This window comes from Halogeometricum sp. S3BR5-2, from assembly GCF_031624635.1.
GTDB lineage: Archaea > Halobacteriota > Halobacteria > Halobacteriales > Haloferacaceae > Halogeometricum > Halogeometricum luteum.
On the sequence record NZ_JAMQOQ010000002.1, the window covers coordinates 922,912 to 931,961 of the forward strand.

General features: G+C 68.4%; 10 protein-coding genes and 2 tRNA genes. 4 read left to right on the top strand and 8 right to left on the bottom strand.

The genetic code is table 11. The features are described from left to right. Nucleotides 1-142 precede the first annotated feature (142 nt). Together NDI79_RS11385 and NDI79_RS11390 are read left to right on the top strand one after the other, a co-directional pair. Nucleotides 143-646 (top strand): GNAT family N-acetyltransferase, encoded by a 504-nt coding sequence (locus tag NDI79_RS11385; RefSeq protein WP_310928572.1) that lies wholly within the window; start codon nt 143-145, stop codon nt 644-646. A gap of 14 nt (nt 647-660) precedes the next feature. After that, a tRNA-Thr gene (locus tag NDI79_RS11390) sits at nt 661-734 on the top strand. 37 nt (nt 735-771) lie between these two features. Here the strand turns inward: NDI79_RS11390 and NDI79_RS11395 are convergent. Next, nucleotides 772-1,098 carry a hypothetical protein gene (locus tag NDI79_RS11395; RefSeq protein WP_310928573.1) on the bottom strand — a complete coding sequence of 109 codons (327 nt, stop codon included), beginning with the start codon at nt 1,096-1,098 and terminating at the stop codon, nt 772-774. Nucleotides 1,099-1,349: 251 nt separating this feature from the next. Between NDI79_RS11395 and NDI79_RS11400 the strand changes: the two genes are divergently transcribed. Next, nucleotides 1,350-1,574: a HalOD1 output domain-containing protein gene (locus NDI79_RS11400; RefSeq protein ID WP_310928574.1), complete on the top strand. Its 225-nt coding sequence runs from the start codon at nt 1,350-1,352 to the stop codon at nt 1,572-1,574. A gap of 36 nt (nt 1,575-1,610) precedes the next feature. Here the strand turns inward: NDI79_RS11400 and NDI79_RS11405 are convergent, their stop codons facing one another. From NDI79_RS11405 to NDI79_RS11420, 4 genes are all read right to left on the bottom strand, one after another. After that, complete coding sequence (locus NDI79_RS11405; RefSeq protein ID WP_310928575.1) at nt 1,611-1,916, bottom strand: phage repressor protein; 306 nt, start codon at nt 1,914-1,916, stop codon at nt 1,611-1,613. Nucleotides 1,917-2,381: 465 nt separating this feature from the next. Continuing rightward, a complete protein-coding gene (locus NDI79_RS11410) occupies nt 2,382-2,804 on the bottom strand; it encodes a DUF8133 family membrane protein (protein ID WP_310928576.1) in 423 nt (140 codons plus the stop codon). A gap of 105 nt (nt 2,805-2,909) precedes the next feature. Then, complete coding sequence (locus NDI79_RS11415; protein ID WP_310928577.1) at nt 2,910-4,715, bottom strand: hypothetical protein; 1,806 nt, start codon at nt 4,713-4,715, stop codon at nt 2,910-2,912. 146 nt (nt 4,716-4,861) lie between these two features. Next, a complete protein-coding gene (locus NDI79_RS11420; RefSeq protein WP_310928578.1) occupies nt 4,862-6,133 on the bottom strand; it encodes a DUF7345 domain-containing protein in 1,272 nt (423 codons plus the stop codon). 236 nt (nt 6,134-6,369) lie between these two features. Here NDI79_RS11420 and NDI79_RS11425 point away from each other — a divergent pair, with 236 nt between their 5' ends. After that, on the top strand, nt 6,370-6,528 hold the full coding sequence (locus tag NDI79_RS11425; RefSeq protein ID WP_310928579.1) for a DUF7563 family protein: 159 nt from the start codon (nt 6,370-6,372) through the stop codon (nt 6,526-6,528). A gap of 9 nt (nt 6,529-6,537) precedes the next feature. On the opposite strand, the gene NDI79_RS11430 is transcribed toward NDI79_RS11425, so the two are convergent. From NDI79_RS11430 to NDI79_RS11440, 3 genes are all read right to left on the bottom strand, one after another. Next, nucleotides 6,538-6,786 (bottom strand): TrmB family transcriptional regulator, encoded by a 249-nt coding sequence (locus NDI79_RS11430; protein WP_310928580.1) that lies wholly within the window; start codon nt 6,784-6,786, stop codon nt 6,538-6,540. 215 nt (nt 6,787-7,001) lie between these two features. Continuing rightward, nucleotides 7,002-7,098: transfer RNA gene (locus NDI79_RS11435), tRNA-OTHER, on the bottom strand. Between the two features lie 95 nt (nt 7,099-7,193). Beyond that, the gene (locus NDI79_RS11440; protein WP_310928581.1) at nt 7,194-9,050 is read right to left on the bottom strand and encodes an FAD-binding protein; all 1,857 of its coding nucleotides are present in this window, start codon (nt 9,048-9,050) and stop codon (nt 7,194-7,196) included.

Sequence of the window (9,050 nt, forward strand, 5' to 3'; positions counted from 1 at the left end):
TCACCGAACACTGAAAGCGAGATTCACGGGCGAGCGAACGGCCCGAGCGAATCCGTCTGCACGGACGGTCACTCCCGGCGGCCGCCGGTCGCCGGGGCGGGCGGGGAGTAGTTCTTTCGCCCCGGAAGACGTATCGTAGTCGATGGATCACACCGACGAATGCGCGGTGCGCATCGGTCGTGCCGGGACGGACAGCGTCGACGTCCTCGCGGACCTGTGGGTCGAACTCGCCGACGACCAGCGGTCCTACCGCTCGCACCTCCGGGCCGACGAAAACCGCGAGCAGATACGCGAGGCGATGGCCCGGCACGCCGTCACCGGCGGCCTCCGCGTCGCCCGCGCCGGCGACGAAATCGTCGGGTTCGTGATGTTCAGCCTCGAACGCGGCGACTTCGAACAGGACGGCGTCCGGGGCGTCGTCCGCAACCTCTACGTCACGCCCTCCCACCGGGGCCGCGGCGTCGGGTCCCGACTCCTCGAAACCGCCGAGGCGGCGCTGGCCGACGCGGGCGCGGCGCGCGTCAGCCTCGAAGCGATGGCGCGGAACGACCGCGCGCGGCGGTTCTACGAACGGCACGGCTACGCCGTCCACCGGGTCGAGTTGGAGAAGGCGGTCGAAAGCGATACACACTCAAAGGAGGACTGACTACTCGGAGTCGCGCCAGGAGAGCATGGGCGGTTCATGCACTCGACTTGTAATCGAGACTTCGTGGGTTCGAATCCCACTCCTGGCTTACGAGCCGATCGCCTCCTCCCGAAAGCCGTCGACGGTTACTCCGAATCCACCCACACGTGCCGTATCTCGGCAAGCACTCCTTCTCGCTCGTCTCGCGCCTCCGCGATGAGACTGCGACCGGAGTCGTGGAGCGTGACTCCGACCGTCCTCGGGTTCGCGTCGGGCAGCGGCGTCCGTTCGAGAACCGTCGTCCGGCCGTCGCCCTCGTGGACCAGTCGGAATCGACCCCGGCGGAGTTCGGCGCGATAGTTCAGATACTCGTCGCTCGGCGGAGTCCGAGGCGCTCCGCCGAACTCGGTCGCCAGAACCCGTTCGAGTCGTATCCGCAGATCGTCGAAAGAGAGTCGCCTTCCGAACCACATCGTATATCGAGCCCAGCCACACGAGATAGAAAAGATACATAGTTGTGTACGAAACCCCTTCTTGTGTCTCTCGGTGCCTCGCGGCGACGCGAGAACGAAAGCGGTTCGAGTCGGTCTCCCCGTTGAGACGACTCAGCGGTCCTGAAACGCCTCTTCAGGAGACGTCCGCGAGTCGGCGAGAAGGCCACAGCTCGGAGGAAATTCACAACCGAGAGGTTCTTCTGCTTCGGCGTCGCCAGTTTCGACGCGCGATGGCACCTCAGGACCCGCTCAGTATTCGGCTCGTGACCGAAATATCACGACTGGAAGGTGTCGAACCGTTCGAACTCCCGCCGCTCGAAGACTACATCGACACGGAATCGCTCGACAACCTGTTCGGACGCCCGGACACGCCGTTCTACGAGGGCGAGGTCAGATTCCGCTACGCGGGGTACGACGTGACGGTCACGCACGCGGGCGAGTTCGATATCTCGTGAACGCGGACCCCCGGACCGACCGGGTCGGAGTCCGGGCTACTCTTCGGCCGCCTCGGCGGCGCTTCCGGCGGTATCGGCGTTCTGCGTGGTCCGAAGCTCCTCGTCCAGCAGCGACTCGAACTCCACCGAATCGTCGTCGTATCGCTCCCGGTAGGTAACCGCCAGTTCCCCTCGCTCCGTGAGTTCGTACAGGCCGCCGTTCTCACTCGGTCCGACCCGACGGACGAGTTCGAGCGACGCGAGTTTCGAGAGCTGGTTGTTGACGTACCCGCGGTTTCGGTCGAGTTCGAGCGCGAGATTCGCACCGACGTTCCGGCCCTCGCGTAGCCGGTCGAGAATCATGAAATCAGTCGGGCGAAGTTCCACTTTGAATCACTCACTAGTCCGATTAGGCTTCAAGGGGAAATATCTTTTCGACGATTCGGTTAGGTGAAATTAATTTCGAGGGCTCGCGCAACCGGGACCGGGCGCGCGTTCCCGCACGTCGACGTTGGGCTACGGCGGCCGCGCGACCGCGAGAGCGAACGGGGTGGAGATGTCGAGCGTTCGGTCGGGCGTACTGACCGGAAATCGGCGCGCTACAGGGATGCTACGTACAGTAGAGGCCGCCGGGGGGAGGCGGCCTCGGGAGGGCCGAACGTCGGCGGGGAGTCCGACGGGCCGCGGGAGTGGGGGTGGGGGAAAGGGGTCCGCGGTGTCCGTCCCGTCGGTTCGGGCGGGCGTTCTCTCCTACGGCGGCGTCGTATATAACCACGGCGTATACTCAAAGAACCGTTTGACCGACCGCGACGGGCGGTGTGCGGCGAATCAGCGCGAGGAGTCGTTCTCCCGCGGCGCGAGGAGGATGAGCGCGCCGGGGATGGAGAGCGCGACGAGTTTCAGCGGGTTCTGTCTGATGTCCACGTCCGGGTCCAGCGGTTCGCTCTGCACGTCGGTGATGCGGAGACACGAGTAGTAGACGGTGACGTGCGTGACGACGTAACCGAACAGGAACGGGACGACGAGCGGGTAGGTGAGCCCCACCTGCGTCGCCAGCAGGTCGAACAGGATGGCCGTCGCGGAGGCGACGGCGACGAAGTCGCCCACCTGGAGGGTGACGCCGGTGAAGGCGGTGACGAGCGAGTCGATTCGGGAGGACGTGTACGGCGTGTAGACGAACGCGGTGAACACGCTCACGGCGACCAGACCGGCGCCGAGGAACAGTCCACCAACGGGGTACACGTACTCCATCTCGTTCGCGCGGAAGACGCGGGGGGGTATAGCTCTATCTTCCCGACTATCAGAACTGAAGATAGGTAGTTCGAAGCGGGCGGTTCGATGCGCCCTCGCGGCCGTTCAGAGGACGTTCGATGCGGAGAAGAACGCCAGCGTCCCGGTGAAACCGTCCGCGGTCCCGGCCCCCTCGGCCGCGTCGGTCGGGTCGTCCGAAGCGTCTGACGACGGTTCGTCTTCGGTCGGGGTTTCGGTCTGCGTCTCGGTTTCGACTTCGGGTCCGGTCTCGACGGCCGCCTCGGCGGCGTCGCTCGACTCCTCGGAGGCGTTCCGCGCGTCGTCGGAGGCCTCGGACGCGGGTTCGTTCTCCGCTTCCGTCTCGGTCTCAGTGGGTGTCTCGGTCGGCGCGTCCGTCTCCGTCGTTTCGGGTGCGGCCGAGTCGGTCGGCGTTGCAGTGTTCGTCGGCGTTTCCGAGTCGGTCGGCGTTGCAGTGTTCGTCGGCGTTTCCGAGTCGGTCGGTGTCGCGGTGTCTGTCGGCGTCTCCGAGTCGGTCGGTGTCGCGGTGTCTGTCGGCGTCTCCGAGTCAGTCGGCGTTGCGGTGTCCGTCGCCGTCTCCGAGTCAGTCGGCGTTTCGACGTCGGACGGCACCGGCGCGTCCGTCACCGGAGCCCCCGTCCCCGCGTCGGTGCCGGTGGTCGTGCCGTCGCCGGCGTCGGCACCCGGTGTAGTCGAGCGGTTCGTCTCCTCCGCGTCGCTCCGACCGGGGGCGTTCGCGGAGTTACCCGGCGCCGAACTATCGCCGTCGTCCTCGTCGTCCCCGTCCCCCCCGTCGTCGTTCCGGTCCGAGTCTCCGGCGTCGTCCCGCGGGTCCCCGTCCGCGGCGGGGGACTCGGAGGCGTTCCCGGCGGTGCGGTTCCCGACGGTCGCGTTCTCGGCCGTGAGGTTCCCCGTCGTGCCGTTGCCGACGGTCGCGTTTCCGGCGGTCGCGTTGTTCTCACCGGCGAGTCCCGGCGCCCCCGTCGCGTTTCCGGTCGCGTTCGACCGGTTGCCCGCCCCGGGAGCGTCGCTGGCGTTTCCGACGGTCGCGTTTCCGCAGGGGCCGACGCCGGACCCGGCGCCGCCGGAGGCGTTCGCCGGCCCCGTTAGGGAGCCGTTTCCGGACGCTCCGGAGCCGTTTATGCTCCGGTTTCCGCCGTTCGCGGCGGCCGAGCAGGTGTCGTCGTCGACCACCTTGCTCTCGTTGACGACGTCCCCCGGGGCGAGGCCGTTACCCGCGTCCGGGCCCGAGATGTCGCGCGCCGCGGCGGCGGCGCTCGCCGCCGAAATCTCCTCGACGCCGTTTCGGAGCCGCGACAACCGCTCTCGGCCGATGTCGTTCGACCGCCGCGTCTTCGCGGAGAGGTCGGCCGCGGTATCCTCGGTCTCGTTCAGCATCCGCCGGACGGACCGGACCTCGGCGGAGAGGCGCGCCGCCTCCGCCCGGTAGCGGCCCTCCGAGATGTTCCCCTCGCGGCGCGCCGCCTCCAGTTCGCCTAACCGCTGTCGGAGGTCGGCCAACTGCCCGTCGATCCGGTTCAGTTGCCGCGAGACGACGTCCGCTTTCGACGCCTCGCTCCGCGACGTCGTGATCTGTACCTCGTAGGCGCGCTGTTCGAGTTCGCCGTCGATTTCGGCCTGCTGGACAGCGATGACGCCCGCGAGTTGCGCCCCCGGCGAGAGGCCGCCGGAAGCCCCCGCGGCGCCGTCGCTCGCGTTCCCCGCCGACCCTCCGGTCGCGTTGCCCGACGATGAGGTCTCGGAGGCCTGAGAGGCGACCGCGCCGGGACTCGCCGTCCCATCGGTCGGCACGGTCGCCGCCGCGGTCGCGACCCCGAACGGGGTCGCAGTCACGACGAACAGTAGCACGGCGATGACGGCGACGCGTCTCATTCTGTCTCCTCCTTCCGGAGCCACCCACGTATAATCCGCCGACGCTCGCGTCGGATTGGCCCGAATCAACGACGTTTCACGGTCGCCGCCGTCTCCCGATTCCGCGTCTCGCCGCCCCCCGTCTCGGGTGAACAGTCGAAACATATTTATCCATCCTCCCGGTCGGCGTCCGCGTCGGGGAGTACGAGGACGTTCTCCCGGCCGAGGCGGAACGCGTCGAGTTCGTCCGCCTCGCGCATCCGGCGGACGACCTGACTCGTCTTCGCGTCGGTCCAGTCGAGCGTCTGGGCGACCTCCTGTTGCTTCAGACGCCCCCCTTCGTGCTCCATCAGCGCGAGGACTCGCTCCTCGTTGCTCAGAAGTTCGTCCTCCCACGGCGGCGTCCCGCCGTCCGCCCCCGGCGCGGCGGCCGTCGACCCCTCCTCGGGGTCCGCTCCGGTCTCGGGGGAGTCCTCCCCGGGGGCGGTGGCGCGGTCCGTTCCGGCCGGCGCCGATTCGGCGTCCGCCCCGGCCGGCCCGTCGCGCGCCGGTGCGGCGGCGGCCTCGGTACGGGTCGCGGCGCCGGTATCGGCGCCGTCCGCCGGGTCGTCTTCCCCCCGTCTGCGGTAGAGCGCCCAACCGCCGCCGACGACGGCCGCGGCGACCAGCAGTCCCGCCCCTCCGAGCCACAGGTTCGAGCCGTCCCCACCGGCCGGCGAGAGGCCGCCGCCCTCTCCGCCCGCCGTCGCCGGCCCGTTCGTCGTTACGCCCGCTCCCGCCTCCGCCTCCGCGGACCCCTGCGCGGCGACGACCACGGAGGGTTCGCCGGGGCCGAAGTCGAGCGGCCCGTTCCAGACGACGGTCCGCGTCCGCTCGTCGTCGGGCGCCGGCGCGGCGTCCTCGACGACGTACCCCTCGGGCCACGTCACCAGAAGCGACGTCTCGTCGTCGAGGAACAGTCCCCGGAGGGCGTCGCCGGCGCGGATGCTGTCGCCGTCGACGACGGCGAAGTTCACCCAGACGAACCGGTACGTGAGCACGCCGTACTCCTGCGGAAGCTGCTGTCTGGAGGCGCTGACGCTCACGTTCTCGATGGCCATCTCGCGCCCGGTGGCGTTCTCGGCCGTCGCGGCCGTCGACTGCATCCGGCCGCGGAACTCCGAGGAGTACTCCGACCCGTCGGCCTCCACGTCGCGTCTGACCGACTCGAACGCCGTCGTCGTGTTCTCGTCGTCGAGGAGGACGCGGTACTCCACCGCCCACTCGGCGGTGCCGTCCTCGCGGATGTCGATGCGGAGGGAGACGTCGTCGGGGGCGAGTTGTGTCCCGGCGATGGTGCGCGTCGACTGGCCGGCCGCCGGTGCCGCCGCCGCGCCGACGAGGACGAAGAACAGGACCAACCAGAGGACGCAGATACTGCGGGAAACGAGACGACTCATTCGGCGGTACCCACGGCTCCCTCCGACAAACAACTTCCGAGTGCGACCGAGAACTATCCGATTCGACACATCTTCGCCCGGTCTCGCCGCCGTTTCGCGTTCGGCCCCTGTTCCTGTCGTCGCCGCCCCGCCGCCGACTGAACGCGGTGAAGGAGACGGGCGCGGCGAGACTCGAAGCCCTCGGCCGGGGTCCCGTCACAACGTTTATGACACACAGCTCTCGTCAGTTAGACGCCATGCCCGAATGTCAGAACTGCGGTTCCTTCGTCACGACGGCGTACGCCCGGGTCTTCGCCCCGGACGGCATGGACCGCCCGCGCGTCTGTCCGAGCTGTGAGGATATGGTTCGCGACGGCGCAGAGGTGAGAAAAGCGCGCTCGGCGCGGAACACCTGAGACGCCGCGTCAGGCGATTCGGTAGCGCTCGGCGTCCTGGTGGACGAGGCCCCGGTCGGACAGCGTTCCCAGGATGCTGTACAGGGAGATCTTCTTCATCTCCAACCCGTTCTGGAGGTCGGTCACGGACGACTCCCCTCGGACCGACAGGAAGAGGTAGACGAGCTTCGCGCGCGGCGATTCGAGTTCCGCGGGGACGGTGGGAACGGACTCGGAGTCGGCTCCGGCGGCGGGTCGCGGTTGAACAGTGCCTTGCATTGTTGTTGTCTGGTCGTCGGGTTCGACGATAATAAAACTCATCCACGTTGATTGTCGAACTCCCGCGAACCGAGTTCGGGCGCGGCGGGCGCCGAGACGGTCGTACGGCGAAACTGTAAGGATCGTTAGTAGTCGAACGGCTCCGTTCGGCGGCGTCCGTTTTCGACTTCTGACGAGAATCGGCGTCGATTCGGCCGTTGGACTCCGACCGGAAGCGGAAGGGGCGGGATTCGAACCACGCGAAGCCGTAAACCCGGGCGACCCGAGGGTCGCTGCCGGAAATTTATCGCTCTACCACTGAGCCACCCTTCCGTGTCGACGTACGCTACGCCCCGGTAAATAGGCGACGGCGCGAGCGGAGGACGGACGAGGGGGCGGAGAGCGGACCGCGCGGCGGACGGACCGAATCAGTAGCTACGGACTTTCGGTTCGTACGTCTTGTTCTCGCCCTCGAGGACGACCGGCCGGTACCACAGGTCGGGGCGGCCGTCCTCCCACGACAGCATCGTGTGCTTGAGCCACACCTCGTCGCGGCGTTCCTGGTTCTCCCTGCGCCAGTGGGCGCCGCGGAACTCGTCGCGGGCCAACGCGCCGAGCGTGATGGCCTCCGCGAGGTCGAGGACGTTCCGCGTCTCGATGGTCTGGATGAGGTCGGTGTTGAACGTGCTCGACTTGTCGGCGACGTACACGTCCTCGTACTTCTCGCGCGCGTCGCGGATGTCGCGGAGCGCCTGCTTCAGCCCGGACTCCTCGCGGAACACGTTCACGTTCCGCGTCATCGACTTCTGCACGTCGGCGCGAATCTCGGCGTGCTGTCGTCCTTCTTCTTTCTCCAGGAGCGACTGGACGCGTTCGCGTTCGACGTCGAGGGCGCGCTGGACGTACTCGTCGGGCGAGAGCGACCCGCCCGAGGAGGCGGCCGTGCCGCCGCTGCCGTCCGCGACGACGTCCTCGCCGGGCGCGGAGACGTCGCCGGGTTCGACGGGCGTGTCGACCTCGCCGACTTCCCAGTCGCCGCGCTTGCCCGTCTCTATCTTCGCCGTCCCGAGGTCACCGCCGGCGGCGTGCCGGCCTGCGCGCTTGCCGAAGACGGTGAGTTCCGGGAGGGCGTTGCCGCCGAGGCGGTTCGACCCGTGGACGGACGCGCAGGCGCACTCGCCGGCCGCGTACAGCCCCGAGATGCACGTCTCGCCGTTCTCGTCCGTCTCGATGCCGCCCATCGCGTAGTGCTGGCCGGGCTTGACCGGCATCGGCTGTTCGAGGGGGTCGACGCCCTCGAAGTCCTCCGCGAGGTGGACGATGTTCTCCAGTCGGTCGATGATGCGCTCCTCGCCGAGGTGGCGCATGTCGAGGTGGACGTACTCGTCCTCGATGCCGCGCCCCTCGTTCACCTCGGTGAGTTCGGCGCGCGAGACCACGTCGCGGGAGGCGAGTTCGCCGTCGTTGTTCGCGTAGCCGTGCTCGAACATGAAGCGCTCGCCGTCCTTGTTGTAGAGGATGCCGCCCTCGCCGCGAACCCCCTCGGTGATGAGGACGCCCGTCGAGGGGAGCGTCGTCGGGTGGAACTGGATGAACTCCATGTCCTCCAAGGGGACGCCCGCGCGGTAGGCCATCGCCGGCCCGTCGCCGGTGTTGGCGACGGCGTTGGTGGTGTGGTCGAACACCTGACCGGGGCCGCCGGTGGCGAGGATGACGCCGTCGCGCGCGTGGAAGGCGTCGAGGCCGCCGGATTTGATGTCGTAGGCGACGACGCCGTGACAGTCCCGCTCGGTCGGGTCCTCTTCGTCGGAGACGGCGAGGCGGGTGACGTACCACTCGTCGTACACCTGGATGCCCCGCTTGACCAACTGCTCGTACATCGTGTGCAGGAGCTGATGGCCCGTCTCCGCGCCCGCGTACGTCGTCCGCGGGAACGACATCCCGCCGAACGGGCGCTGGCTCATCCGGCCGTCCTCGTCGCGGGAGAACGCCAGCCCCCAGTGCTCCAGTTGGATGACCTCCTCGGGACTGTCCTGACAGAGCGTCTCGATGGCCGGGGCGTCGCCGAGGTAGTCGGACCCCTTCATCGTGTCGTAGGCGTGCTGCTCCCAGGAGTCGCCCTCCCGGAGAGCGGCGTTGATGCCCCCCTCCGCCGCGCCCGTGTGACTGCGGACGGGGTGGAGCTTCGAGACGATGGCCACGTCGGCCCCCTCTTCTTGTGCCGCGATGGCCGCGCGGAGACCCGCGCCGCCCGCGCCGACAACGATAACGTCGTGTTCGTGCAT